The 24,780-nt window shown below is 73.2% G+C and carries 22 protein-coding genes and 1 tRNA gene; 14 read left to right on the forward strand and 9 right to left on the reverse strand.

The window, feature by feature from the left end; genetic code table 11:
• The first annotated feature begins 116 nt into the window (after positions 1-116).
• Positions 117-866: a M48 metallopeptidase family protein gene (locus tag ACZ52J_RS10590; protein ID WP_465617504.1), complete on the forward strand. Its 750-nt coding sequence runs from the start codon at positions 117-119 to the stop codon at positions 864-866.
• A gap of 90 nt (positions 867-956) precedes the next feature.
• Here the strand turns inward: ACZ52J_RS10590 and ACZ52J_RS10595 are convergent, their stop codons facing one another.
• Together ACZ52J_RS10595 and ACZ52J_RS10600 are read right to left on the reverse strand one after the other, a co-directional pair.
• Positions 957-1,544: an NUDIX hydrolase gene (locus ACZ52J_RS10595; protein WP_465617506.1), complete on the reverse strand. Its 588-nt coding sequence runs from the start codon at positions 1,542-1,544 to the stop codon at positions 957-959.
• The gene (locus ACZ52J_RS10600; RefSeq protein ID WP_465617508.1) at positions 1,541-3,091 is read right to left on the reverse strand and encodes a zinc-dependent metalloprotease; all 1,551 of its coding nucleotides are present in this window, start codon (positions 3,089-3,091) and stop codon (positions 1,541-1,543) included. The genes ACZ52J_RS10595 and ACZ52J_RS10600 overlap by 4 nt, the downstream gene beginning before the upstream one ends.
• Before the next feature lie 198 nt (positions 3,092-3,289).
• Between ACZ52J_RS10600 and ACZ52J_RS10605 the strand changes: the two genes are divergently transcribed.
• From ACZ52J_RS10605 to ACZ52J_RS10620, 4 genes are all read left to right on the forward strand, one after another.
• Positions 3,290-4,438 carry an NAD-dependent epimerase/dehydratase family protein gene (locus ACZ52J_RS10605; protein WP_396287760.1) on the forward strand — a complete coding sequence of 383 codons (1,149 nt, stop codon included), beginning with the start codon at positions 3,290-3,292 and terminating at the stop codon, positions 4,436-4,438.
• Positions 4,439-4,613: 175 nt separating this feature from the next.
• Positions 4,614-5,054 carry a molybdenum cofactor biosynthesis protein MoaE gene (locus ACZ52J_RS10610; protein ID WP_360505616.1) on the forward strand — a complete coding sequence of 147 codons (441 nt, stop codon included), beginning with the start codon at positions 4,614-4,616 and terminating at the stop codon, positions 5,052-5,054.
• A 285-nt stretch (positions 5,055-5,339) separates the two neighbouring features.
• Entirely contained in the window at positions 5,340-5,531 is a 192-nt protein-coding gene (locus tag ACZ52J_RS10615) for a hypothetical protein (RefSeq protein ID WP_360505619.1), read from the forward strand.
• A gap of 42 nt (positions 5,532-5,573) precedes the next feature.
• Positions 5,574-6,683, forward strand: coding sequence for a YlbL family protein (locus ACZ52J_RS10620; protein ID WP_360505622.1), 1,110 nt, complete (start codon positions 5,574-5,576; stop codon positions 6,681-6,683).
• Between the two features lie 29 nt (positions 6,684-6,712).
• Here ACZ52J_RS10620 and ACZ52J_RS10625 read toward each other — a convergent pair whose 3' ends face one another.
• The gene (locus tag ACZ52J_RS10625) at positions 6,713-7,285 is read right to left on the reverse strand and encodes a PPA1309 family protein (protein WP_360505625.1); all 573 of its coding nucleotides are present in this window, start codon (positions 7,283-7,285) and stop codon (positions 6,713-6,715) included.
• Positions 7,286-7,509: 224 nt separating this feature from the next.
• Here ACZ52J_RS10625 and ACZ52J_RS10630 point away from each other — a divergent pair, with 224 nt between their 5' ends.
• The 3 genes from ACZ52J_RS10630 (at position 7,510) to ACZ52J_RS10640 (ending at position 13,012) form a co-directional block, all read left to right on the forward strand.
• Entirely contained in the window at positions 7,510-10,506 is a 2,997-nt protein-coding gene (locus ACZ52J_RS10630) for a UPF0182 family membrane protein (RefSeq protein ID WP_360505628.1), read from the forward strand.
• Between the two features lie 91 nt (positions 10,507-10,597).
• Positions 10,598-10,671: transfer RNA gene (locus tag ACZ52J_RS10635), tRNA-Met, on the forward strand.
• Between the two features lie 367 nt (positions 10,672-11,038).
• Positions 11,039-13,012 carry a tetratricopeptide repeat protein gene (locus ACZ52J_RS10640; RefSeq protein WP_465617512.1) on the forward strand — a complete coding sequence of 658 codons (1,974 nt, stop codon included), beginning with the start codon at positions 11,039-11,041 and terminating at the stop codon, positions 13,010-13,012.
• A gap of 95 nt (positions 13,013-13,107) precedes the next feature.
• Here the strand turns inward: ACZ52J_RS10640 and ACZ52J_RS10645 are convergent, their stop codons facing one another.
• On the reverse strand, positions 13,108-13,521 hold the full coding sequence (locus tag ACZ52J_RS10645; RefSeq protein ID WP_465617514.1) for a Fur family transcriptional regulator: 414 nt from the start codon (positions 13,519-13,521) through the stop codon (positions 13,108-13,110).
• A 104-nt stretch (positions 13,522-13,625) separates the two neighbouring features.
• On the opposite strand from ACZ52J_RS10645, the gene ACZ52J_RS10650 reads away from it, so the two are divergent.
• Positions 13,626-15,101, forward strand: a complete 1,476-nt coding sequence (locus ACZ52J_RS10650; protein WP_465617516.1) for a catalase — start codon at positions 13,626-13,628, stop codon at positions 15,099-15,101.
• A 95-nt stretch (positions 15,102-15,196) separates the two neighbouring features.
• Here the strand turns inward: ACZ52J_RS10650 and hisN are convergent, their stop codons facing one another.
• The 5 genes from hisN to ACZ52J_RS10675 form a co-directional block, all read right to left on the reverse strand.
• The gene (gene hisN / locus ACZ52J_RS10655; RefSeq protein ID WP_360505639.1) at positions 15,197-15,994 is read right to left on the reverse strand and encodes a histidinol-phosphatase; all 798 of its coding nucleotides are present in this window, start codon (positions 15,992-15,994) and stop codon (positions 15,197-15,199) included.
• Between the two features lie 222 nt (positions 15,995-16,216).
• The gene (locus tag ACZ52J_RS10660; protein ID WP_465617518.1) at positions 16,217-16,540 is read right to left on the reverse strand and encodes a DMT family transporter; all 324 of its coding nucleotides are present in this window, start codon (positions 16,538-16,540) and stop codon (positions 16,217-16,219) included.
• A gap of 120 nt (positions 16,541-16,660) precedes the next feature.
• Complete coding sequence (gene rsgA, locus ACZ52J_RS10665) at positions 16,661-17,716, reverse strand: ribosome small subunit-dependent GTPase A (protein ID WP_465617520.1); 1,056 nt, start codon at positions 17,714-17,716, stop codon at positions 16,661-16,663.
• A 15-nt stretch (positions 17,717-17,731) separates the two neighbouring features.
• Positions 17,732-19,063 carry a 3-phosphoshikimate 1-carboxyvinyltransferase gene (gene aroA, locus ACZ52J_RS10670; RefSeq protein WP_465617522.1) on the reverse strand — a complete coding sequence of 444 codons (1,332 nt, stop codon included), beginning with the start codon at positions 19,061-19,063 and terminating at the stop codon, positions 17,732-17,734.
• Between the two features lie 31 nt (positions 19,064-19,094).
• Complete coding sequence (locus tag ACZ52J_RS10675; protein ID WP_465617524.1) at positions 19,095-19,820, reverse strand: M50 family metallopeptidase; 726 nt, start codon at positions 19,818-19,820, stop codon at positions 19,095-19,097.
• A gap of 138 nt (positions 19,821-19,958) precedes the next feature.
• Here ACZ52J_RS10675 and ACZ52J_RS10680 point away from each other — a divergent pair, with 138 nt between their 5' ends.
• From ACZ52J_RS10680 to ACZ52J_RS10700, 5 genes are all read left to right on the forward strand, one after another.
• Positions 19,959-20,711, forward strand: a complete 753-nt coding sequence (locus ACZ52J_RS10680; RefSeq protein ID WP_465617526.1) for an SOS response-associated peptidase — start codon at positions 19,959-19,961, stop codon at positions 20,709-20,711.
• A gap of 87 nt (positions 20,712-20,798) precedes the next feature.
• Positions 20,799-21,458, forward strand: coding sequence for an alpha/beta hydrolase family protein (locus tag ACZ52J_RS10685; protein ID WP_465617528.1), 660 nt, complete (start codon positions 20,799-20,801; stop codon positions 21,456-21,458).
• Between the two features lie 307 nt (positions 21,459-21,765).
• Positions 21,766-22,509 (forward strand): sigma-70 family RNA polymerase sigma factor, encoded by a 744-nt coding sequence (locus ACZ52J_RS10690; protein WP_396287756.1) that lies wholly within the window; start codon positions 21,766-21,768, stop codon positions 22,507-22,509.
• On the forward strand, positions 22,506-22,931 hold the full coding sequence (gene rsrA, locus ACZ52J_RS10695) for a mycothiol system anti-sigma-R factor (protein ID WP_465617530.1): 426 nt from the start codon (positions 22,506-22,508) through the stop codon (positions 22,929-22,931). The genes ACZ52J_RS10690 and rsrA overlap by 4 nt, the downstream gene beginning before the upstream one ends.
• 336 nt (positions 22,932-23,267) lie before the next feature.
• A complete protein-coding gene (locus ACZ52J_RS10700; RefSeq protein WP_465617532.1) occupies positions 23,268-24,698 on the forward strand; it encodes an HD-GYP domain-containing protein in 1,431 nt (476 codons plus the stop codon).
• Positions 24,699-24,780: the final 82 nt, after the last annotated feature.

The raw sequence follows: 24,780 nt of genomic DNA on the forward strand, positions 1-24,780 counted from the left end.
TCCCCGGCGTCGGTTTCCGGACACCCGCCGTCGACATTTCGTTCCCGATCACTCCATGAAAGATTCCGGCCATGGCAGCGGACTTCTGTCCGTGCCACCGGGTAACGTCGTGTGCCATGGCAGCCGAGCGGGACTCCCATCCACCGGCGTCGCGTCGGCGTGCCCGTGCAGCGTCCGGGTCGCAGATCGCGACGCCGAACACGCGCGGCCGCCCGGACCAGCTGCACCCGGACCAGCTGCACCCGGAGCAGCAGCCGAGGTCGGCGCCGCCGCATCCGCCCGTCGGGGCGGTCTCCCCGGAGGCGCTCGACCGCAGCCGGGTCGAGGTGCGGCGCAGCGCCCGCCGCAGTCGTACGGTCTCCGCCTACCGCGAGGGCGACCGCACCGTGGTGCTGATCCCGGCCCGGATGTCGCACGCCGAGGAGCAGCGCTGGGTCGCGCAGATGCTGGAGAAGCTCGCCGCCCAGGAGTCCCGGCGGATCCCCGGGGACGAGGCCCTGATGACCCGGGCCCGTGAGCTGTCGGCCGCCTACCTGGAGGCCCGCGCCCATCCCCGCCAGGTCCGCTGGGTCACCAACCAGAACTCGCGCTGGGGCTCCTGCACCCCGAGCGAGGGCACGATCCGCCTCTCCCACCGTCTCCAGGGCATGCCGGAGTACGTGCTGGACTACGTGCTGCTGCACGAGCTGGCGCACCTGCTGGTGCCGGACCACGGTCCGGCGTTCTGGGCCCTGCTGGAGGCCTACCCCCGGACCGAGCGGGCCCGCGGCTACCTGGAGGGCGTGGTCTCGGCGGCCCGGCTGCCGCACATCCCCGGTGCCCGGCACGCCGACCAGGGGTCCGACCCGGCCACCTCCTGCGGCTGACGCGCCCCGGGGGGCGGCGGAAGCCGACCGGAGGACGACAAGAAGGGGGCGCGGGCCGTATCGGCCCGCGCCCCCTTCCGCTGTCGCACCTCAGCCGGTCAGCTGCCGCGCCCGGGCCACCAGATCGCGCACCGAGTGGTCGGTGAGCTCCGGCAGCCCGTCGTAGTCGAACCAGCGCAGGTCCAGCGACTCCTCGCTGATCAGCGCCTGCGCGCCGGCCGGGGCCACCGCGATGAACTGGACGTCGAGGTGGGTGTTCTCCGGCCGGTCCTTGCCGGTGCAGCGGACCACGTGCCGGTCCAGCTTGGCCGGGACCGGGGCGCCGTCCGCCTCCAGCAGGACCAGGTCGGGGATGCCGGACTCCTCGACGGCCTCGCGCAGCGCGGCCGAGGCGAGGTCGCGGTCGGCGGGCTCGCAGTGCCCGCCCATCTGCAGCCACATGCCGACCTTGGGGTGCAGGGTGAGCAGCACCCGCCCGGCGGCCGGGTCGACGACGGCCGCGCTCGCGGTGATGTGCGCGGGCAGGCAGGACCGGTACATGCCCTCGGGCTGCGCGGCCAGGTGCGCCAGGTAGTCGAGCCGCAGCCGCTCCTGGTCCTCCTCGGCGGGGCGCCACGCGGACAGCGTGCGGACGGCGTCCGCGTGCAAGGGGGACGCGGACGTTCCGGGGTCCGTCATGCGGTGGGCTCGCCCTTCCCGTCGGTGTCGGTGCCGTCGGTCTTCGGCTTGCCGTCGTCCTCGGAGAGGTCGTCGTCCTTGCCGAGGTCGGGGCCCTTGGTGAGGTCGGGCTTGCCGGCCGCGGCCTCGCCGAGCAGCCTGTCGATCGCGTCGAAGTCGAGCCCGCCCTCCAGGCCGTCCGCGGTGCCCCGGTGCACGAAGGCGTCCGGGTCGTCGAGGTCGGCGGCGGTGGGCAGCATGTCCGGGTGCTCCCAGAGCGCGTCGCGGCCCTCGACGCCGCGGGCGTCGGCGAGCAGCGCCCACAGCCGGGAGGCGTCCCGCAGGCGGCGCGGGCGCAGCTCCAGGCCGACCAGGGTGGCGAAGGTCTGCTCGGCGGGCCCGCCGGCCGCGCGGCGCCGGCGGACGGTCTCGCGCAGCGCGCCGGCCTGCGGCAGGTGCGGTTCGGCGGCGGCGTGCACGACGGCGTCGACCCAGCCCTCGACCAGCGCGAGCGCGGTCTCCAGGCGGGCGAGCGCGGCCTTCTGCTCGGGGGTGTCCTCGGGCTGGAGCAGGCCGCCGGCGAGCGCGTCCTGGAGCGCCTCGGGGTTGCTCGGGTCGAGCTGGCCGACGAGCTCCTCCATGCGGGAGGTGTCGACCTTGATGCCGCGCGCGTAGGCCTCGACGGCGCCCAGCAGGTGGGCGCGCAGCCACGGCACATGGGCGAAGAGTCGCTGGTGGGCGGCCTCGCGCAGGGCGAGGTAGAGGCGGACCTCGTCGGCGGGCACGCTCAGGCCCTCGCCGAACTCGGCGACGTTCTGCGGCAGCAGCGCGGCCTGGCCGGCCGGGGCGAGCGGCAGGCCGACGTCGGCGGAGCCGACCACCTCGGCGGCGAGCGCGCCGAGGGCCTGGCCGATCTGGGTGCCGAACATGGCGCCGCCCATGGAGCGCATCATGCCCATCAGCGGGCCGGCCATGGCCTGCATCTCCTCGGGCAGGATGCCGCCCATGGCGTTGCCGACGCGCTCGGCGACCGGGTCGACCAGGTCCTTCCAGACCGGGAGAGTGGCCTCGATCCACTCGGCGCGGCTCCAGGCGACGGCGGTGCCGGCGCCGGAGGGGAACTCGGTGGCGCCGTCGAGCCACAGGTCGGCCAGGCGGACGGCCTCGGCGACGGCGGAGCGCTCGGCGGCGCTGACCGAGCGGTCCTTGCTCTTGCCCTCGGCGGGCTCGGCGACGACGCTCTGGCGGGCGATGTTCTTGGCGAGGTCCCAGTTCACCGGGCCGCCCTCGAACGAGAGCATCTGCCCGAGCTGCTGGAACGCGGCGCCGAGGTCGCCGGGGTTCATGCCGCCGAACATCGCGGCGAAGGGGTTGTCGGCGCCGCCGGGGCCGCCCGGGGCACCGGGCATCCCGAACATCGCGCCGAAGGGGTTGCCGCCCCCGAAGCCGAACTGCTGCGGGCCGGAGGCGGACTGGTCCTGGTCCTTCTTCTGCGCGTCGTCGGGCTTGGCCTTGCCGTCCTCGGGCTCCTCGGGCGGAACGCCGAATCCGAAGGGAAGGTCGCTCACGGGGTCCTCGATCCGGTCGGCCGTCATGCGGGTGTGGCGGAAAAGTCTGCGCCCGGGGCGGTGGCGGAGTGGGGGACTCGGGGGCGGCTCCCGCGCGGCAGGTCCGCGCCGGGTGCACCGCCGGGCCTTCGCCTCGGGCAGGATGGACGTACGTGACACACGTCCGTACGCACATAAGCTAACCGTGGAGGATGGCCGGTGAGTTCCCCGCCCTCGGACGTTCGCTCTGGGCTGACCGGAGGAGAGGAGGCGTCGGACACCACGGCGTCGCCGCCTCCAGCCTACGGCGGACGGCCGCTGACCGTGGCGGTGACGGGCGCCGCGGGTGTGCTGGGGGAGCGGGTCGCGGCGCGACTGGTGGCCTCCCCGCACGTGAAGAAGGTCCTGGCGGTCGACGACCGGCGCGGCGAGGTCCCGGGCGTGCAGTGGCGGGTGCTGGACGTACGGGACCCGGCGGTGGCCGAGCGGCTGGTCGGGGTCGACGTGGTGGTGCACCTCGCGATGGACTTCGGCATGGAGTCCGACCCGCGGGCCCGCAGCGCCTACAACGTGCGCGGCGCCCAGACGGTGCTGACCGCGGCCGCGGCCGCCGGGGTGCAGCGGGTGGTGCTGTGCACCTCGGCGATGGTCTACGGCGCGCTGGCCGACAACGAGGTGCCGCTGGCCGAGGACTCCGAGCTGCGGGCGACCGAGGAGGCCTCGCTGGTCGGGGACCTGCTGGAGATCGAGCGGCTGGCCCGCCGCGCGCCGCGCGCCCACCCCGGGCTGCAGGTGACGGTGCTGCGCCCGGCCGTGGTGGTGGGCCCCGGTGTGGACACCGTGCTGACCCGGCACTTCGAGGCGCCCCGGCTGCTGGTGGTGGCCGGCTCCCGCCCGTGCTGGCAGTTCTGCCACGCGGACGACCTGGCGGCGGCGCTGGAGTACGCGGCGCTGGGCCTGGTCGAGGGCGAGGTGACGGTCGGCTGCGACGGCTGGCTGGAGCAGGAGGACGTGGAGCGGCTGTCGGGGATCCGGCGGATGGAGCTGCCGGCCGCGCTGGCGCTCGGGACGGCCGCGCGGCTGCACCGGCTGGGCCTGACCCCGGCGCCGGCCGGGGACCTGGCGTACACGATGTACCCGTGGGTGGTGTCCGGCAGCCGGCTGCACGAGGCGGGGTGGCGCCCGGCGCACACCAACGAGCAGGTGCTGGCCGAGCTGCTGGCCCAGGTGTCCGGCAAGCACGCGGTGGCGGGGCGCCGGTTGGGCGGCAAGGAGGCCGCGACCAGCCTGGGGGCGGCCGGGGCGACGGTGGCGCTGGTCGGTACGGCGGCGCTGGTGCGCCGGGCCCGCAAGCGGCGCCGGTTCTGAGGCGGCGCCGGTTCTGAGGCGGTGCCCGGTCCGAGGCGGTGCCGGGTCCGAGGCGCGCCGCTTCTGAGGCGTGCCGATCGACGGATCGGCGCGGTTTTCTCACGATGCGAAATTTCCACATCGTGATGCGGAAGACACTTGCCTCCGACCGGTCCGGATGAGGAATCATGGGGTCATGTCCGAGAACCACGACCCCATCCGCCTGCTCGCCATCCGCGACACCCCGCTCTCGCTGGACGAGGTGTACGAGGCGGTCGGCGACGACGCGGCCGGCGGCACCACCGTCTTCGTCGGGACGGTCCGTGACCACGACGGCGGCAAGTCGGTCGCCGCGCTGGAGTACAGCTGCCACCCCAACGCCGAGCAGGAGATGCGCCGGATCGCCGAGAAGGTCGTCGCCGACTTCCCGGTCCGGGCGCTCGCTGCGGTCCACCGGGTCGGCCGGCTGGAGATCACCGACAAGGCCGTGATCGTCGCCGTCTCCTGCGCCCACCGCGGCGAGGCCTTCGCGGCCGCCCGCCGGCTGATCGACGACCTCAAGCACGAGGTGCCGATCTGGAAGCACCAGGTCTTCGCCGACGGCGAGGAGGAGTGGGTCGGCGCCGGCAGCTGCTGACGCCGACCGCCCGCACCGCGGCGTCGCACTCGCCGTGAAGCCGCACCCGCCGTGGAGCCGCTCGCACCTGCCACGAAGCGGCTTGCGCCGCGGAACCGCCCGCATGTCCCGCGCGTCTGTCGGGTCAGGCGCGCCGGGGCCTCACTCGAACGGGTTCGCGGCGGCGCCCCGAATAACTCCCTGGAAGTGAGCCGATCGGCCGTCCCGTAACCCGGACGGCGCCGGCCGCGTTGTCCGCCGGAGTGGTTAATCTGCTCATAGACACGACGAGCTGGGAGTACTGACATGGGTGCGCTCGCCTGGTTGATCATTCCGGTAGTCGCCGTCCTGGCCGCGGCCCTCTGGGCGGGCTGGGCCCAGCGGGCCCCGAGAGCCACGGGGGACCCTGCCTCGCTCGCCGAGCACCGGCGGTTCATGGCCGCCATGGAGCGCACCACAGCGGGGGCCGCCGCCCCCGGTGAGCGTTCCGGCCGGTAGCCCGCCGGGCGTCGCGTCACCCGCGTCCCGTACTGTCGAGGCATGCCACGCCGCTCCGCGACGATGCTCGCTGCCACCCTGCTGCTCATAGCACTGCTCTGCGTCTCGGTGCTGATGAAGGTGCCGTACACGGAGATGAGCCCGGGGCCGACGTACAACACGCTCGGCAACCAGGGCGGCAAGCCGGTGATCAGCGTCGCCGGCCACGACTCCTACCCGACCACCGGGCACCTCAACATGACGACCGTCCAGGTCACCGGGGCCAAGTACGAGCCCAGCCTGGTCAACGCGGTGGTCGGCTGGCTGCGCGACGACGTGCTGGTGGTGCCGCACGACAACGTCTACCCGAAGGGTCAGACGGACGCGGACGCGAAGCAGCAGAACGCCGAGGAGTTCGCCTCCTCCGAGGACAGTGCCCGCACCGCGGCGCTCAAGCAGCTGGGCATCCCGGTCGGCAGCGAGCTGATCGTCAAGTCGGTCACCGCCGGAGCGCCGGCCGAGGGCAAGCTGCACGCGGGCGACCAGATCGTCGCCGTCGACGGGACGCCGGTCGGCTCGGTCGAGCAGGTGGTCGCCGTCGTCACCAAGCACAAGCCGGGCGAGTCGGTGGTCTTCACCGTCGTGCCGCGGGTCAAGGACGCCGCCGGCAACGGCGCCGCCCCGGGGAACCGGACGGACGTGACCGTCCCGACCGTCCGGGCCAGGGACCTCGACCCGAAGGCGCCGGCCGAGCGGGCCGAGCTCGCGGTGGTCGGCATCGGCACCGGGATCCGGCACACCTACCCGTTCCAGATCGACATCGGCCTGCAGGACGTCGGTGGCCCGAGCGCCGGCCTGATGTTCTCGCTCGGCATCATCGACAAGCTGACCCCGGGCGGCGACCTCACCGGCGGCCGGTTCGTCGCGGGCACCGGCACCATCGACGACGACGGCAAGGTCGGCCCGATCGGCGGGATATCGATGAAGCTGATCGCCGCCCGGGACGCGGGGGCCCAGTACTTCTTCACCCCGTCCTCGAACTGCGCCGAGGCGACCAAGAACGTCCCGTCCGGGCTGACCCTGATCAAGACGGACACGCTGGACGGCGCGCTGAAGTCGCTGGAGCAGGTCCGCTCCGGGCAGACCTCCGCGCTGCCGTCCTGCGCCAAGTAGCGCTCGGGGGAAGGCCCCCGGCGACCGTCCTACGAGAAGGTCGCCAGCAGCGCGTCGGTCAGGCCGGGCACCAGGTCCGGGCCGGTCAGCACCTCGCGGGCGACGTCCTTGGAACGCAGCCGCAGGGCGATCTCCTTCTTGCCGTCGCGCAGGACGGCGGCGGTGATCCGCACCTCCTCGCGCTTGGGGTGGTTGGCCACCCAGTCGGCGAGCTGGGCGTCGCTGGCACCCCGCGGGCGGGACTGCTCGGCGCCCGGGGGCAGCATCAGGCGCTCGACGACCAGGGCGCAGCCGGCCACGGCGTCGGGCCAGGCGATGGTGCCGAGGAACTTGTCGAGCTCCATGCCGGCCGGCAGCTCGTCCTGCTCGACCGGGGTCAGGCCGGGCTCGTCGCTGTCGGCGAGGCCGAGCTGCTTGGCGATCCGGGGGTCGGCCTTGCGCAGGGCGGCGCTGTCCACCAGGGCGAACAGCCGGGCCGGGAGGTCCCAGCCGAGGGTGGAGGCGTACTCGTCGATCTCCAGCGCGGCCCGGGTGAGCGGGGAGGCGGCCGGGAGCTTGGAGACGTCGTCGGGGGAGTTGTTGAGATCAGACGCGTCGGACATGCCTCAATCCTCACACGCCGGGCGGGACGCGCTCGCCCGGGCGGTCCGGCGGGGGCCGGGTGGTGCGGACCGGCCCCGGGACACGGTGGGCGGAGACGGCCGGGGGCGGGGCGCCGTCGTAACCGTCTGCTAACGGTGGGAACTCGGCCAAAGCCTGGTTAAGTTGCTCTGACGACCGATCGATATCCAGACGACACAGCTGAGGTGCCACCGTGGTATTCCAGATGCCGGAACGCTCAGGGCCGGGTTTCCGGCGAAGGGTGGGCCCGCCCTCCCGGCGGGCGCGGGTCGCCCTGCTGACCCTGGGCGTACTCGCGGTGCTGTTCCTGCTGTTCGTCATGTTCGCGGGGTTCTGGACGGACTGGCTGTGGTTCAGGTCGGTCCACTACTCCTCGGTCTTCACCACCCAGCTGTGGACGAAGATCGGGCTGTTCGCGGTGTTCGGCCTGCTGATGGCGGCGATCGTCGGCTTCAACATCTGGCTGGCGCACCGGCTTCGGCCGCCGCTGTCGGCGATGTCGGTGGAGCAGCAGAGCCTGGACCGCTACCGGACGGGCCTGGCGCCGTTCAAGCGCTGGGCGCTGATCGGCATCTCGCTGGTGATCGGCCTGGTGGCGGGTGCCGCGGCGTCCGGCCAGTGGCGGACCTGGCTGATGTGGACCAACGCGACGTCCTTCGGGGAGAAGGACGCCCAGTTCGGCATGGACGTCTCCTTCTACGCCTTCGACCTGCCCTTCTACGAGTTCGTGCTGGGCTTCGCGTTCAGCGCGGTGATCGTCTCGCTGCTGACCTCGGCGCTGGTGCACTACCTGTACGGCGGGCTGCGGCTGCAGGGCCCGGGCCGGCGGGCGAGCGCGGGCGCGCAGGGGCACCTGGCGGTGCTGCTGGGCGTGTTCGTGCTGCTGAAGGCCGTCGCCTACTGGCTGGACCGGTACGCGCTGGCGGTCAAGACCGGCGCGTACAAGGGCGTCTCGGGCTGGACGGGCCTGCGCTACGTGGACGCCAACGCGTTCCTGCCGGCCAAGACCATCCTGTTCTTCGTCGCGATCATCTGCGCGGTGCTGTTCTTCCTGACCCCGATCCGCCGCACCTGGGCGCCGGCCCTGATCGGGCTGGGGCTGATGGTGCTGTCGGCGGTGCTGATCGGCGGCCTGTACCCGGCGATCGTGCAGCAGTTCCAGGTCAAGCCGAACGAGCAGGCCAAGGAGACGCCGTACATCCAGAAGAACATCGACGCGACGCGGCAGGCGTACGGGATCGCGGCCGCGCAGACCACGCCGTACAGCCCGCAGGGGTCGACCAACGGTGACGCGCTCAAGCCGGACGCGCAGACCATCGCGGACGTGCGGCTGCTGGACCCGAACATCGTGTCGCAGACGTTCCAGTCGCTGGAGCAGCAGCGCAACTACTACGCCTTCCCGAGCACGCTGGACGTGGACCGGTACGGCAGCGGCGCGGACAAGCAGGACACCGTGATCGGCCTGCGCGAGCTGGACCTCAACGGCGTGCAGCGCAACTGGATCAACGACCACTTCAAGTACACCCACGGCTACGGCGCGGCGGTCGCCAAGGGCAACCAGGTCGACGACAAGGGCGGGCCGGTGTTCACCGAGTCCGGTCTGCCGGCCACCGGCGCGCTCGGCGACTACCAGCAGCGGATCTACTACGGCGAGAAGACGACGACGTACTCGATCGTCGGCGGCGCGAACAAGGAGATCGACTACACCGACACCAAGACCGGCCAGAACGTGGAGTACACGTACGGCGGCGACAGCGGTGTCTCGCTGGACAACCCGGTCACCCGGGCCGCGTACGCGGTGCGCTTCGCCGAGCCGCAGATCCTGTACGCGGGGGCGATCACCGACGGCGCCAAGGTGATCTACAACCGCACGCCGAAGGAGCGGGTGGAGAAGGTCGCGCCGTGGCTGTCGATCGACGCCGACCCGTACCCGGTGGTGCAGAACGGCCACGTGGTGTGGGTGGTGGACGGCTACACCACCTCGGACGGCTTCCCGTTCTCCTCGAAGACGACGCTGGGCGCCGCGACCAAGGACTCGCTGACCAACCAGCGCGGTGAGCTGCTGACCGTCGCCAACCAGGTCAACTACATCCGCAACTCGGTCAAGGCCACGGTGGACGCCTACACCGGCGAGGTGAAGCTCTACCAGTGGGACGAGAAGGACCCGGTCCTGAAGACCTGGATGAAGGCCTTCCCCGGCACCGTCGAGCCCAAGGCGGACATCCCGCAGTCGCTGCTGCCGCACCTGCGCTACCCGCAGGACATGTTCAAGGTGCAGCGCGACCTGCTCGGCCAGTACCACGTGACCGACTCCAACTCCTTCTTCAACGGCAGCGACATCTGGCAGGTCCCGGTGGACCCGACCAGCGACACCAAGCAGGTCCAGCCGCCGTACTACGTGACGGTGCGCACGCCGGACGCCGCCAACGCGAGCTTCTCGCTGACCAGTACCTTCGTGCCCAACGGCCGTCCCAACCTGGCGGCGTTCATGGCCGTCAACGCGGACCCGGGCGACGACTACGGGAAGATCCGCGTCCTGAAGATGACCGGCGAGTCCGGCGCCCCCGGCCCGGGACTGGTGCAGTCGAAGTTCAACTCCCGCCAGGAGGTGGCCTCGCAGATCTACGCCCTGAAGACCGGCGGTGACACCGAGCTCGAGTACGGCAACCTGCTGACCCTGCCGGTCGGCGGCGGCCTGCTCAACGTCGAGCCGGTGTACGTGCGCGGACGCGGCGCCAAGTACCCGACGCTGCAGAAGGTCCTGGCGGTGTACGGGGACGACAACGTGGCGTTCGAGAACACCCTGGAGGCCGCGCTGACGAAGCTGTTCGCCGGGCAGGCCCCGCCGGCCACGCCGGTCGCGCCGTCCAGCCCGGGCGGCGGGACGACCCCGACCTCGCCGACGACGCCGACCTCCCCGACGTCCCCGGCGACGCCCACGCCCACCGCGCCGGCCACGCCGGCCCCGGGCGGGACGATCTCGCCGGAGCTGCAGAAGGCGCTGTCCGACGCGGCGAAGGCGTACAACGACAGTCAGACCGCGTTCAAGAACGGCGACTGGGTGGCCTACGGCAACGCCCAGAAGGCGCTCGGCGACGCCCTGAAGGCGGCCGAGGCGGCCCGCGGCGGCCCGGCGCCCACCCCGACCGGTACCCCCGCCCCGGGAGCCACCGGCGGGGGATCACCGAGTCCCCAGCCGTAAGGCCGCGGCAGTAGCCCTCAGCGGTGGCCCGCTGAGCTGCGGTAACCGTTTTCCGTTCCACCCCGCGCCCGTGCTATGGTTCAACTACCGACGCGGGGTGGAGCAGCTCGGTAGCTCGCTGGGCTCATAACCCAGAGGTCGCAGGTTCAAATCCTGTCCCCGCTACAAAGGCCAGAGGCCCGGAGGATCCTTCCTCCGGGCCTCTGGTGTTTCCCCGGGTGTTTTCGCGCAGAAGCGGTGGGAACCGCTCCGGTACTATCGACCGTCGCCAAGGAAGACGGCAGTGGGGTTTGTGAGGTCGAAGTGTCGGGAAATCGACAAAGCGTCGAAGCAATTCCGTCGGCTTCGGGTCGGCCCCACCGGAATTCGGGCGGGGCAGGTGTACGCGGGTAGCGGGTGATGCGACGATGGGACACGTGGGGGACGGTGCACGGCTGCTGATCGGCCGTCGGGTCCGGCGCCTCCCCTGGGAGTCCCCCCGGCCGCACGCCGGGGCACGATGCCGCGACACTCTGGGGGAGCGGGAGTCGGCATGAGGCTGATCGGCAAGTCAGGCGCCAAGTCAGCGGCGGCAGCCGAGGCGGACACCGACGCCTGGGCGGAGAGCGCAGAGGCCCCCGACAGCCGTCCCGGAGCCCTGCCGGCCCAGCGCACCAGCGGACTGTCCGAACGCCCCACCCCCGGCTACGGCCCCGACAGCCTGGTCCACGTGCCCACCCGTCACTTCGCCGCCGCCGTCGGCGCGTACGGGGAGCGGACCGACGAGGAGCCGGCCGCCGGCGCCGCCCTCGACCCGGCGGGCCTGGACCCCACCAGCTTCGAAACCGCGCTCGCCGCCCGCGAGTCCGCCGCGCTGGAGGCCCGGCACCGGCAGGCCGCCGACGGCGGGGACCCGGAGGCCGCCGGCCGGCTGGGCACCCTGCTGCTGCGCCGCGGCGACCTGGAGGACGCCGAACCGTACCTGCGCGCCGCCGCGGCGGCCGGGGTGCGCGCCGCCGCCAACAACCTCGGCGTGCTGCTGCACCAGCAGGGCCACCGGGCCGAGGCCGGCCAGTGGTGGCGCCAGGCCGCCGTCGCGGGCAGCGCCCCGGCCGCGCACGCGCTCGGCCTGCAACTGCGCGACCAGGGCGAGGAGGAGGCCGCCGAGTACTGGCTGCACTTCGCCGCCGACCACGGCCACCCGCTCGGTGCCTACGCCCTGGGCGACCTGATGGAGCACCGGCGGGACGTCCGGGCCGAGCGCTGGTTCAAGGTCTCCGCCGACGCCGGGCACCGGGAGGGCGCCTACCGGCTGGGCCGGATGCGCGAGGCTGCCGGGGACAAGGAGACCGCCGAGGCCTGGTACCGCACCGCCGCCGCCCGCAGCCACGCCCGCGCCGCGCTGCGCCTGGGCGTGCTGCTGGAGGAGCGCGCCCGTGCCGACCGGTCCCCGGCGGAGGAGGCGGCCCGCTGGTACCGGCAGGCCGCGCAGAACGGGGAGCCGCGCGCGGCCTGCGCGCTGGGCTTCCTGCTGCGCGACTCCGGGGACATCGAGGCCGCCGCCGAGTGGTGGCAGGAGGCCGCCGAGGCCGGGGACGGCAACGCGGCCAACGCGCTGGGCGCGCTGTACGCGAGCCGCGGCGAGGCCAAGGAGGCCGAGCGCTGGTACCGCGTCTCGCTGGACGCGGGCGACCAGAACGGCGCCTTCAACCTCGGCCTGCTCTGCGCCGGCACCGGTCGCGAGCAGCAGGCCGAGCAGTGGTACCGCCGGGCCGCGTACGCCGGGCACCGGGAGGCCTGCAACGCGCTGGCCGTGCTGCTGCTGCAGCGCGGCGACGAGTCCGGGGCCCAGCCGTGGTTCTCCAAGGCCGCCGAGGCCGGCAGCGTCGACGGCGCCTTCAACCTCGGTGTGCTGCACGCCGGGCGCGGCGAGCAGCGGCAGGCCCAGGAGTGGTACGCGCGGGCCGCCGCCGAGGGGCACGGCGAGGCGGCGCTGCAGCTCGCCGTCGTCCAGGAGCAGCGCGGCAACCTGACCGGGGCGCTGGACCGCTACCGGCAGGCGGCGGCGGGCGGCTCGGCCGAGGGCGCGTTCCGGCTGGCCTCGCTGCTGGACCGGCGCGGTGACGCGGACGCCGAGGCCGAGCACTGGTACGCGCTGGCGGCCGACGCCGGGCACCGGCGGGCGCAGGTGCGGATGGGCGTGCGGGCGGCCGAGCGCGGTGCGCTGGAGATCGCCGAGAGCTGGTACCGGCGGGCCGCCGAGGCCGGCAGCCGCAGCGCCGCGTTCAACCTGGGGCTGCTGCTGGCCCGGCAGGACAGCGAGGCCGAGGCGATGCTCTGGTACACCCGGGCCGCCGACGCCGGGCACGGGCGGGCGGCGCTGCGCCTCGCGCTGCTGGCGCTGCGCCGGGGCGAGCCGGTGCAGGCGGAGAACTGGTGCCGGCGGGCGATCGACTACGGCCCGGCCGAGGTGGCGGAGCGGGCCGGGCGCCTGCTGGGCGCGCTGCACGCCGAGCTGAGCGCGTAGCGGGCCGCCCGTTCGGGGGGCTGGGCGTTCGGGAGCTGCCCGTTCGGGGGCCGGACGTTCGGGCTGGGCGCGTAAGGGTGCGCTCAACTGTCGCGCTACGGGCGGCAGTCGGGGCACAGGCCGCGGTAGGTGACCTCGGCGGCGGTGACGGTGAAGCCGAAGCGCTCGGCGGCGGGCAGTGCGGCGAGCGGGTCGCCGTGCGGGTGGACGTCGCGGATCGCGCCGCAGCCGGAACAGACCAGGTGCTGGTGGGCGCGGTGCGCGTTGGGGTCGTAGCGCCGGGCGCGGCCGTCGGTGGCGACTTCCAGGACCTCGCCGAGGGCGACCAGTTCACCGAGCGTGTTGTAGACGGTGGCGCGGCTGATCTCGGGCAGTCGGTCCGTCGCGCGGGCGTGCACCTCGTCGGCGGTGAGGTGGACGTGCTCGCCGTCGAGGACCTCGGCCACGACCCGGCGCTGCGAGGTCAGCCGCCAGCCGCGTTCGCGCAGTCTCTCCAGCAGGTCGTTCATGGCCACCAGAGTAAGTCACAGTCCGGGATTGATTCCAGTATTGACTTGGACAAAGTCCAAGTTAGGATCGTGTCATCACGACCGACCCCGTGGAGGCACCCGTTATGACCACGCAGGACGAGCTGCGCCCGACCCTCACCACGGAGGCGGGTGCCCCCGTCGCCGACAACCAGAACACCGAGACCGCGGGCATCGGCGGCCCGGCCCTGATCCAGGACCAGCTGCTGTTCGAGAAGCTCGCGCACTTCAACCGCGAGCGGATCCCGGAGCGCGTCGTGCACGCCCGCGGCGCCGGGGCCTACGGCACCTTCACGGTCACCGCCGACGTGACGCCCTGGACCCGGGCGGCCTTCCTCTCCGGGATCGGCAAGCAGACCGAGGTCTTCCTGCGCTTCTCCACCGTGGCCGGCAACCTCGGCGCGGCCGACGCGGTGCGCGACCCGCGCGGCTTCGCGCTGAAGTTCTACACCGAGGAGGGCAACTACGACCTCGTCGGCAACAACACCCCGGTGTTCTTCATCAAGGACGCCATCAAGTTCCCCGACTTCATCCACACCCAGAAGCGCGACCCGTACAGCGGCTCGCAGGAGGCCGACAACGTCTGGGACTTCTGGGGCCTGTCGCCCGAGGCCACCCACCAGGTCACCTGGCTGTTCGGCGACCGCGGCATCCCGGCCTCCTACCGGCACCTGAACGGCTACGGCTCGCACACCTTCCAGTGGCAGAACGAGGCCGGCGAGCACTTCTGGGTCAAGTACCACTTCAAGACCGACCAGGGCATCCGCAACCTCACCCAGGCCGAGGCCAACGCGCTCGCCGGCGAGGACCCGGACAGCCACCAGCGCGACCTGCGCGAGTCCATCGAGCGCGGCGACTTCCCCAGCTGGACGGTGCAGGTCCAGATCATGCCGGCGGCCGACGCGGCGGCCTACCGCTTCAACCCCTTCGACCTGACCAAGGTCTGGCCGCACGCCGACTACCCGCCGATCGAGATCGGCCGGCTGGAGCTCAACCGCAACCCCGACAACGTCTTCGCCGAGGTCGAGCAGTCGGTCTTCTCCCCGGCGCACTTCGTGCCCGGCATCGGCCCGTCCCCGGACAAGATGCTCCAGGGCCGCCTGTTCGCGTACGCCGACGCCCACCGCTACCGGGTCGGCATCAACGCCGACCACCTGCCGGTGAACCGTCCGCACGCCACCGAGGCCCGCACCAACGGCCGCGACGGCCACCTGTACGACGGACGCCACGGGCGGCAGAAGAACTACGAGCCGAACAGCTTCGGCGGCCCGGTCCAGACCGGCCGCCCGCTGTGGGCCGCCACCGCCGTCGACGGCCTCACCGGCACCCACGTGGCGCCCGCGCACGCCGAGGACGACGACTTCGTGCAGGCGGGCAACCTGTACCGGCTGTACTCGGAGGACGAGAAGCAGCGGCTGATCGCCAACCTGGCCGGCTTCATCGCCAAGGTCTCGGCCGACCGCGAGGACATCGTGGAGCGGGCGATCGACAACTTCCGCCAGGCCGACGCCGACTACGGGCAGCGGCTGGAGACGGCGGTCCGGGAGCTGCGCAAGCAGTAGCAGCAGCCGGGCCGAGAAAGCGGCAGGCCCTGTGACCAGCTCCCACTGGTCACAGGGCCTGCAACCATGTCAGGGCGGTTCAGGCGTTCAAGCGTTCAGACGCTCAGGCGGCGCAGCGCTTCCTCGTGCAGCACGCCGTTGGAGGCGACGGCGTCGGCGCCGCCGGGGCCGGGGATGCCGTCCAGGCCGGTGAAGCGGCCGCCGGCCTCCTCCACGATGACGCAGTTGGCCGCCATGTCCCACAGCGACAGCTCGGGCTCGGCGGCGATGTCCACGGCGCCCTCGGCGACCATCATGTAGGACCAGAAGTCGCCGTAGGCGCGGGTGCGCCAGCAGGCGCGGGTGAGGTCCAGGAACGGGTCGAGGCGGCCGCGCTCCTCCCAGCCGGTGAGCGAGGAGTAGGAGAAGGACGCGTCCTCGATCCGGGAGACGCCGGAGACGTGGATCCGGGAGGCCTTGGTCAGGCTGCGGCCGGCGAAGGCGCCGAGGTCCTTGGCCGCCCACCAGCGGCGCTGCAGCGCGGGGGCGGAGACGATGCCGACCACCGGGCGCTCGACGCCGTCCGGGCCGTCCTCCAGCAGGGCGATCAGGGTGGCCCAGACCGGGACGCCGCGGATGTAGTTCTTGGTGCCGTCGATCGGGTCGATCACCCAGCGGCGCGGGCCGGAACCCTGCAGGCCGAACTCCTCGCCCAGGATCGCGTCACGCGGGCGGGCGCGCTGCAGCACGCTACGCACGAGTTCCTCGGCGGCCTTGTCGGCGTCGCTCACCGGGGTGAGGTCGGGCTTGGTCTCGACCTTCAGGTCGAGGGCGCGGAAGCGCTCCAGGGTGACCGAGTCGGCCGAGTCGGCGAGGACGTGGGCGAGTCGGAGATCGTCGTGGTAGTCGGCCATGTCCGAAACCCTAGCGAGCCCGCCCCGATCGGCACAGCGGGGCTCGCGGAGCGGGACGGGGCCGTCCGGGGGCGCGCCGTGTCGGCGAGTGGGCGAGCAACCGCTCCGAGCCGAAGGGGCGCGGGCCGGTGCCGAAAGGGAGAAGCGACAAGCCAGGCACGAGCGCCGGAGCGCCGACCGTCGGCACCGGGTCAGAGCGCCCCGGAGGCGAGCGGGCGAGTATCAGTGCGCGGTGCCGCTGAGCTGGAGGCCGATGACACCGGTGATCACCAGGGAGATCGAGACCAGTTTGAGCACCGAGGTGGCCTCGTTCAGGAAGACCATGCCGTAGATGGCGGTGCCGGCCGCGCCGATGCCCGTCCACACCGCGTAGGCGGGGCCGATCGGCAGGCTCTTCAGGGAGAGGGTGAGCAGGCCGAAGCTGCCGAGGGCGAACACGCAGAAGCTGACGGTGGGCCAGAGCTTGGTGAAGCCCTCGCTGAGCTTGAGGTTGATCGCGAAGCCGGTCTCGAGCAGGCCGGCCAGGACCACCAGGGCCCATGCCATCGCGTGCCCTCCCAGTCGATCGACGGGTCGGACCGTGCCCGGCCCGACTTTCCTATGATCGCCAGGCGGGCGCGGTCCGACACCTCGAAGGGGCCACGGATCCCGGGAGTGAGCGAAGGCTCAGTCGTCCTCGCGGGTCTCCTTGCTGGCCAGCAGACGGCGCAGCGAGTAGAGCCGGGCGGCCTCGGCGTGGCCGTCGGCGACCCAGGCGTCCAGCGCGCAGTCCGGCTCGTCGTGGCTGCACGCGCGCGGGCACTCGGCCGTGCCGGGCTCCAGGTCGGGGAAGGCGAGGATGACCCGGGACGGGTCGATGTGCGAGAGGCCGAAGGAGCGGAAGCCCGGGGTGTCGATCACCCAGCCCGGGTTCAGCGCCTTCTTGGAACCCGGCTTGGCACCGAGCGGCGGCGGCAGCCGCAGCGCGAGAGCGGAGACGGTGGTGTGCCGGCCGCGGCCGGTGACCGCGTTGACGTGGCCGGTCTGCCGCTGGCGGTCCGGGACGAGGGCGTTGACCAGGGTGGTCTTGCCGACGCCGGAGTGGCCGATGAACACCGTGGAACGCCCGCGCAGGTACGCGCGGACCGCCTCGGCGCCGGTGGTCTCCAGCTCGTCGCGGCGGGTGACCACGTACTGGATGCCGAGCGAGGCGTAGGAGTCCAGCAGTGTCGCGGCCGGGGCCAGGTCGGACTTGGTGAGCACCAGCAGCGGCTCCATGCCCGCGTCGTAGGCGGCCACCAGGCAGCGGTCGATCAGCCGGGGGCGCGGCTCCGGGTCGGCCAGCGCGGTGACGATCGCCAGCTGCTGGGCGTTGGCGACGACGATCCGCTCGTACGGGTCGTCGTCGTCCGCGGTGCGCCGCAGCACCGAGCTGCGCTCCTCGACCCGGACGATCCGGGCGAGCGTGTCGGCGTCCCCGGAGAGGTCGCCGACGATGTTGACGACGTCGCCGACGACGACGCCCTTACGGCCCAGCTCGCGGGCCTTCATGGCGACGACCTCGCGCTCCTGCTTGGTGCCCGGGTCGACCAGACAGGTGACCCGGCCGCGGTCGACCGTCAGCACCATCGCCTCGGCGGCGTCGTCGTGCTTGGGCCGGATGCGGGTCCGCGGCCGGGAGCCCCGGCGGGCGGGGCGGTTGCGGATGTCGTCTTCGTCGGCGTCCTTGCCGTAGCGGCGCATGGCTCAAGTCTCCGCTCAGGCGCCCGCCGCCGCTTCGCCGAGCAACTCGGCCCACATCCCGGGGAAGTCGGGCAGCGTCTTGGCGGTGGTGGCGACGTTCTCGACCTCGACACCGGGCACGGCCAGGCCGAGCACGGCGGCGGCGGTGGCCAGCCGGTGGTCCTCGTAGGTGTGGAAGATGCCGCCGTGCAGCGGGCGCGGGCGGATCCGCAGGCCGTCCTCGGTCTCGGTGACGTCGCCGCCGAGGTCGTTGATCTCCTTGGCGAGCGCGGCGAGCCGGTCGGTCTCGTGCAGCCGCAGGTGGGCGATGCCGTACAGGTGAGAGTCGGAGTCGGCGAGCGCGGCGACCGCGGCGATCACCGGGGTGAGCTCGCCGACGTCGTGCAGGTCGGCCTCGATGCCGTGGATCCGGCCGGTGCCGGTGAACTGCAGGCCCTCGTCGGTGAACTCGCAGGCGCCACCCATCCGGGTGTAGATCTCGCGCAGCTGGTCGCCGGGCTGGGAGGTGTGCTTGGGCCAGTCCCGCACGGTGACGCGGCCGCCGGTGACCAGGGCGGCGGCGAAGAACGGCGCGGCGTTGGACAGGTCCGGCTCCACCACCAGGTCGCGGCCGATCAGGGCGCCGGGGGTGACCCGCCAGACGTCCTTCTCGCCGCCGTCCTCCGGGGCGTCGACCTGGGCCCCGGCCAGGCGCAGCATCTCCACGGTCATCCGGATGTGCGGCAGCGACGGCACCGGGCCGCCGACGTGCCGGACCTCGATGCCGTGGTTGTAGCGGGCGCCCGAGAGCAGCAGCGCGGAGACGAACTGGGACGAGGAGGAGGCGTCCAGCTCGACCGGGCCGCCGTCCAGGGAACCGGTGCCGTGGACGGTGAGCGGGAACGCGCCCCGGCCGCCGTCGTCGATCCGGGCACCGAGCGCGCGCAGGGCGTTGATCACACCGTGCTGGGGGCGCTCGTAGCAGCGCGGGTCGCCGTCGAAGTGCACCGGGCCGTCGGCGAGGACGGCGAGCGGGGGCAGGAAGCGCATGACCGTGCCGGCGTTGCCGACGTCGACCGAGGCGGGGCCGAGCAGCGCGGGCGCGGGGATGACCCGCCAGGCCTCGCCGCCGCCGGTGCCGCCCGCGTCGTTGTTGACCGTCTCCTCGATGGTGACCCCGAGGGCGCGCAGGCCGTCGGCCATCAGCTGGGAGTCGCGGCTGCGCAGCGGACGGCGCACCCAGCCGGGCTTCTCGGCGAGAGCCGCCAGCACCAGGGCCCGGTTGGTGACCGACTTGGAGCCGGGGATGGTGACGGTGGCGTCGACGGGGCTGGTGGCGACGGGGGCGGGCCACAGGGTCTCGGTCATGTGGCAAGTCTAGGGGCCGCCCGAGCGCCCTCTAATGCAGCGGCTGGAGCAGCCAGCTCGCGCCGAGGGCGAGGCAGGCGAGGGCGGTGAGCAGGAAGACGGTGACCCAGGCGAGGGCCGGGACGTGGGTGAGCCGGGCGAGCTGGTCGGCGTCGGAGTCGCGGGCCCAGCCGATGCGGCGCTGGTGCTGGAGCTCCAGGACGGGACGGACGGCGCCGAAGAGCAGGAACCAGCAGCCGAGGTAGGCGAAGCCGGCCTGGACCTCGGCGCTGCCGAACCAGGAGACCAGGAAGAAGGCGCCGCCGGCGACCAGGACGGTGAAGAGGCCGAAGGCGTTGCGGATGCGCAGGAGCAGGGCGAGCAGCAGGGCGATCGCCAGCCAGAGCAGCAGGGTGATCCGGTCGGCGGCGAGCAGGGCGGCGCAGCCGAGCCCGAGCAGGGCGGGGGCGGTGTAGCCGGCGGCGGCGGTGAGGATCATCCCCGGGCCGGTGGGGCGGCCGTAGGAGAGGGTGAGGCCGGAGGTGTCGGAGTGCAGCCGGATGCCGGCGAGCTTGCGTCGGGTGGCGAGCGCGATCAGGCCGTGGCCGCCCTCGTGGGCGATGGTGACGGCGTTGCGGGTGACGTGCCAGAGCGGGCGGGCGAGGACGGCGAGCAGGGCGGCGGCGCCGGTGGCCAGGACCAGCCAGCCGGGCGGGGCGGGCTGGCTGCCGGTGACGTGGTCCCACAGGGCGCTCAGGGTCTGGTCGTCGGTGCTCATGTGATCTTCCCCGCCTCCGTTCGCTGCGTTGGGCCGTTCGGGGCAGCCTCCCATGCGGGGACGGGCGGGCGGGAGCGGGCGGTTCTGGTCCGGGGATGAAGAGGTGGTGAGAACGGGCGGCATGGCAAGCTGGCCCGCATGTGCGGTCGGTTCGCAGCCAGCAGCAAGCCCGAGGCCATCGTCGAGCTGTTCGACGTCGAGCAGTGGGACCCCGAGGAGACCCTGGACCCGAACTGGAACGTCGCGCCGACCGACAGCGCGTTCGTGGTCCTGGAGCGGACGGGCCGGGAGCGGCCGCGGGCGGTGCGGCAGCTGCGGGTGCTGCGCTGGGGGCTGGTGCCGCAGTGGTCGAGCACCGCGGAGACGGCGGTGAAGATGATCAACGCCCGGTCGGACACGGTGCACGAGAAGCCCTCCTACCGGCAGGCCTTCGCCGCGCGCCGGTGCATCCTGCCGGTGGACGGCTACTACGAGTGGCAGACGGTGCCGGGCGAGCGGGGCAAGGCGCGCAAGAAGCCGTACTTCGTCTCCCGGGCGGACGGCACCCCGCTGGCGCTGGCCGGGCTGTACGAGTTCTGGCGCGACCGGGCCGTGCCGCCCGGGCACCCGGAGGCCTGGCTGGTCACGTTCACGATCGTCACCACGGACGCCGAGGAGACGCTCGCGCCGATCCACGAGCGGATGCCGCTGTTCCTCGACCCGCAGGACTGGGACGAGTGGCTGGATCCGCGGCTGACCGACCCGGACGGGCTGCGCCGGCTGCTGATACCCCCGCCGCCCGGCGCGCTGCTGGCCACCCCGGTGTCGCCGGCGGTCGGCAGCATCCGCAACAACGGCCCGGAGCTCAAGGAGCCGTGGACCGAGGTCGAGTACGAGACCACCCTGTTCTGAGCTGTTCCTGGCAGTCCTGAACCTGTCCTGCAACCTGTCCTGCAACCTGTTCTGACCTGTGCTGAAGCGCGTTGGGAGCAAGCGGAGATGACCACCGAACCCGTCCCCACCGAACCCGTCCCCACCGAGGCCGGGGAGGCCCGGATCACCTACCACCGGGCGGCCGCGCCGAAGGCCGTCCTGGCATTGGGCCACGGCGCGGGCGGCGGGATCGGGGCCCGGGACCTGGTGGCGCTGGCCGGGAACCTGCCGGAGCGCGGGATCACCGTGGCGCTGGTCGAGCAGCCCTGGCGGGTGGCGGGCAAGAAGCTGGGCCCGGCGCCGAAGACGCTGGACCTCGGCTGGCGGCCGGTCGCCGAGCGGCTGGCCGGGCAGGGGCTGCCGCTGGTGGTGGGCGGGCGCAGCGCCGGGGCGCGGGTGGCTTGCCGGACGGGGGTGGCCACCGGGGCGGTTGGGGTGGTGGCGCTGGCGTTCCCGCTGCACCCGCCGGGCAAGCCGGAGAAGAGCCGGGCGGAGGAACTGCTGGAGTCGGGGCTGCCGACGCTGGTGGTGCAGAGCGTGGCGGATCCGTTCGGCGGGCCGGAGGAGTTCCCGGGGCTGCCGGCCGGGCACGAGCTGGTGGCGGTGCCGTACGGCAGCCACGGCTTCGAGGTGCCCAAGCGGGCGCCGGTGGGCCAGGACGAGGTGCTGGACCTGATCTGCGCGGCGGTGGGGGACTGGGTGCTGGCCCTGGTGGCCCGCGGGTGAGGCCGTGGCCGCCGCGACCGCTGTGAGCAGGGAGTTTCCGGTCGCTCACCCCTGGGAGTGAGGTCCGCGGGTGAGGCGGGAATGCGGGCGGGGCCGGTGTGGTTGACACCGTCGTCAGCACGATCACCGGTGAGAGGCAGGGCAGATGGGTTCGATCGCGTGCCCCGAACGGCCTGAGGAGCGCGAGGCCACCACGGCGTTCGTCCCCTCCTGGTCGGAGTGGATTGACGCGGGCGAGAAGCCCGTCAGCCCGATATCCTCCATTTCTGGGCGGCCCGCTGTGGGCCGTGGCCGTCATGCCGAGGAGGTGGGTCCGGTCGTCGGGACCGAGCACGAGGCCGAGCCGGGCGGTGGCCCGGAGGAGGTCCGGCCTGCGGGCGAGGCGCTCACCGGTGAGGAGCTGGCCGAGGCGATCGGTGAGGACACCTACCGGGTGTCGGCGGAGGAGAGCGAGCAGGCCCGGCGGGAGCGCTTCGAGCGCGACGCCCTGGGCTACCTGGATCCGATGTACTCGGCGGCGCTGCGCATGACGCGCAACCCGGCCGACGCGGAGGACCTGCTCCAGGAGGCGTTCGCCAAGGCGTACGCGTCCTTCCACCAGTTCCGCGAGGGCACGAACCTCAAGGCCTGGCTGTACCGCATCCTCACCAACACGTTCATCAACTCGTACCGCAAGAAGCAGCGGGAGCCCCAGCGCACCGCGGCGGAGGAGATCGAGGACTGGCAGCTGGCCAGGGCCGAGTCGCACATGTCGACCGGTCTGCGCTCGGCGGAGACCCAGGCGCTCGACCACCTCCCCGACAGCGATGTGAAGGACGCGCTCCAGGCCATCCCGGAGGAATTCCGGATCGCCGTCTATCTCGCGGACGTAGAAGGCTTTGCGTACAAGGAGATCGCGGACATCATGGGTACTCCCATCGGTACGGTGATGTCCCGACTGCACCGCGGCCGCCGTCAGCTGCGCGGCATGCTGGAGGATTACGCCCGTGAGCGCGGGCTGGTCCCGGCCGGCAGCGGGGCAGGGCAGGAAGCGAAGGGCTCGGGCTCATGAGCTGCGGCGATCCGCACGACACCGAGTGTGGCGAGGTCCTCGACCACCTCTATGAATTCCTCGACAACGAGATGGCCGAGGGCGACTGCGCCAAGTTGCGCGTGCACTTCGAGGAGTGCTCGCCCTGCCTGAAGCAGTACGGGCTGGAACAGGCGATCAAGGCGCTGATCAAGCGTTCCTGCGGGTGCGACGACACCCCGGCCGACCTGCGCAGCAAGGTGCTCGCCAGGATCGACTCGATCCGGGCCGGGCAGCGCTCGGGCGAGCCGGTGGTGGTCGCGGCGGAGAGCGCCGTCGAGGTGCACGTCGAGTCCGCCCGGCCGGCGCCCAGGCCGACGCCGAAGGCGGCGCAGGGCGGGGCCGGCGAGGAGCCGGCCGGGCGCCCCGGCGCGCCCGTCGAGGCGGGCGCCCCGGCGGAGTGACCGGCCGTCACGCCGTCCGGGCGGTCACCGGCCGAGCGCGGTAGTCAGCGAGTTCGGTCATCAGGGAGTTCAGCGGCCCCGGGAGCGTGCGCTCCCGGGGCCGCTCCCGTTCTGCTCGCATGCGCCGTCACTCGTACGGGTGAGTTGGCGGTGCGCCAACTGCGCCATTGCGCGACCATGCGTCCCCGCGCCCGGACGGCGGCCTATCCTCCTGACGGACGCTCACCGTCGGTTCGCCCGGCGCGCTGAGGCAACACGGGCCCGGACGGCGGGGAGGCCGAGATCGCTACCGACAGTGGAGGCGCGACCCTGCCGCCGGGTGCGGCGCGCTACCTGGTGGCCGTCCCGGTGGCGGCACTGTGCTGCCTGGTGCCGCTGCTGCCCGCCGGGGCCACCCCGGGGGTGCCGCGCTGGCTCGGCGAACCGGTGGACTGGCCCAAGGTCGGCCTGCTGGCCTTCCTGCACGGCTGCTGGGAGTCACTGGCCCAGGGCCTGCCGACGCCCTGCCTGGTGCTGGTGCGCCGACTGCTGCGCCGCCCGGCACTGCCCGGGCGGGTGCCCGCCCGACCGGGGGCGAACGCCTTCTTCCCGGTGCTGTTCGCCGGGGTCCTGATGCTCCCTCCGGCCGCCGCCGCCCTGGTCGCCGCCCCGGCCGCGCTGCTCGGCGGTTCGAGCGGGCCCGGCTGCCGAGGGCGGCAGCTGTTCAACGGCTCCCAGCTCGCGCTGTGCGCCTTCACCTCCTCGGTCGTGTTCCACCTGCTGTGCGGCCCGCAGCTGCTGCTGGGCTCCCGCTTCCCGGCCGCGCTGCTGCCCGGCTTCGCCGCCGTCGCCGCGTTCTGCCTGGTCAACGGCGTGGTGGTGGGCGTGATGGTGATGCTCAGCGAGGGCCGCGGGGCCGGGGTGCTGCTGCGCGGGGCCTGCTCGGTGTGCGGACTGCCGGTGCTGGTGCACGCGGCCGGCGGGCTGATGGTCGCGGTGCTGTGGCAGGGCCCGTACGGCGCGTTCGCGGCGCTGCTGGCGCTGCTGCCGCTGTCCATCTCCGCCTGGGTGTTCGCCCAGGGCCAGCGTGAGCAGGACGCCCACCAGGCCACCGTGCAGTCGCTGGTGCAGGCCGTGGAGATCAAGGACGCGTACACCCGCGGGCACAGCGAACGGGTCGGCCGGGCCTCGGTGCTGATCGCCACTCAGCTCGGCATGGAGGCCGAGCGGCTGCGCACCCTGCGCTTCTCGGGGATCCTGCACGACGTCGGCAAGCTCGGGGTGGCCACCGAGCTGCTGCGCAGAAACGGTCCCCTCAGCGAGGCGGAGCGCCGGGCCGTGGAGATCCACCCGGTGTACGGGTACGAGCTGGTGCGCGGGATCGACTTCCTCGGCGAGGCGCACGCCGGGATCCTGCACCACCACGAGCGGATGGACGGCCGCGGCTACCCGAGCGGGCTGGCCGGCGAGCAGATCCCCGAGTTCGCCCGGATCATCTCGGTCGCCGACGCCTTCGACTCGATGACCTCCACCCGCTCCTACCGGCGCGGCCGCCCGGTCGCCGAGGCGGTGGCCGAGCTGGAACGCTGCTCGGGCAGCCAGTTCGACCCGGTGATGGTGCGGGCGCTGATCGACGCGCTGGCCGTGCACGACTGGCAGCCCGTGGTGCACTCCGAGGACTGCGTGCGGGCCGTCCCGGACATCCCGCTCGGGGTGCCCGAACCCGTTCGGGCGGCTCCCTCCCGGGTGCCGTCCCAGGGCGGCGTCCCCGCGGCCGGGCAGTCGTGACGGCGCCCGGGCGCGCGGTCCTCGGCCGCAGGGCCCGCGGCCGGACGCTCCCCGGCCGGACGGCGTGCGGGCCCACCGCCCG

Source organism: Kitasatospora sp. NPDC034035 (assembly GCF_055575755.1).